A 1,082-nucleotide genomic window follows, 5' to 3' on the forward strand; every position below is an offset into this window, starting at 1 on the left:
GTGGCGCGGTCTTTGACGTCGGTGGCGGCTGTTTGGCCTTCGGTTTTGACGTTTTGGGCGGCGTCGGTGGCGGTGGCCTTGACGTTTTCCATGGCTTCCTGGGCGGGTTCCTTGAGGTCCTGGGCCACGGTCTTGGCGGCGTCGGTGACCTGGGTGGCCAGGGGCTGGGCTGCGGTTTTGAGTTGGTCCGCGGCTTCGCGTTCTTTTTGGCTTGCCGGGATCAGTGAGGAGACCAGCATGCCTGCGCCGAACGCGATCAGTCCGGCGGCCAGGGGGTTCCCGGCGGTTTTGGCTTTGACCTGGTCCGGGGCGGCGGACACGGCCTGGCCGGCGTCGCTGAGTTTGGCCGAGACGGTGTCGCCTGCCTGGTGCAGGCTGTCCCCGGCGGAGTGCATGGCGTTGGTGGTGTGCCCGGCGCCGGTGGAGGTCTTGTCGTGGACCTTGGTGGTGGCGGTGTCTGCGGCGCCCATGATTTTCTCCTTCACCCCGGTCACGGCGTCTTTCACTTTGTCGGTTTGGCGGTGGACGATGTTGGACGGTGTGACCTTGTCCGCCACGGCGTCCACGTTGGTGCCCAGGCGTGCCCGGGTGGCTTCTATGTCTGCGCGGATGACGTCAGGGTTTTCGCTCATCGGTTTACCTCACCTGGTTTTAGGGTTGGGGGAATTTCGGAGAGGGTCTCCCCGGTTTGGGGCAGGCCCTTGATCTGCTTGAGTTCCTTGCGTCCGATGGAGGCCAGGACCGCGGCGATGATGGCCCAGATCACGGCGACGATCAGCGCGGACCAGCCCAGGGGCATGATGGCGCCCAGGGCCCACATCAGGGCCAGGGACAGGAAGAGCAGGACGAAGTGTCCGCCCACGCCGGCGCCGGCGAGCATGCCGGCGCCTTTCCCAGCCCGGGAGGTGGATTGCTTGAGTTCGGCCTTGGCCAGTTCCACTTCCTGGCGCATCAGGGTGGACAGGTCCCGGGTCACATCACCCAGCAACTCACCCAGCGACGCGTTGTCCGCTTTCACATGCGCCTGGCTCGGCGGCGGCTCCGGAATCTGGCTGCTCATCACAGACCACCCGTCTGGCCGC

Annotated in this window: 2 protein-coding genes; both read right to left on the bottom strand. The window is 66.0% G+C overall.

Features of this window, described 5'->3' with window-relative positions; translation table 11 throughout:
- Positions 1–632 (bottom strand): DUF3618 domain-containing protein (locus Q9R31_RS20100; RefSeq protein WP_311264466.1); only part of this gene is annotated, 632 nt, incomplete at its 3' end.
- The gene (locus Q9R31_RS20105; RefSeq protein WP_311264467.1) at positions 629–1,060 is read right to left on the bottom strand and encodes a phage holin family protein; all 432 of its coding nucleotides are present in this window, start codon (positions 1,058–1,060) and stop codon (positions 629–631) included. The genes Q9R31_RS20105 and Q9R31_RS20100, both read right to left, overlap by 4 nt.
- Positions 1,061–1,082 lie beyond the last annotated feature (22 nt).

The organism is Pseudarthrobacter sp. BRE9, assembly GCF_031844305.1.
In the GTDB taxonomy this organism is placed as follows: domain Bacteria; phylum Actinomycetota; class Actinomycetes; order Actinomycetales; family Micrococcaceae; genus Arthrobacter.

What these genes read in the sequence shown, in the direction of transcription:
- Q9R31_RS20105 (WP_311264467.1), bottom strand. Translation starts at nt 1,060, where the DNA reads ATGAGCAGCCAGATTCCGGAGCCGCCGCCGAGCCAGGCGCATGTGAAA.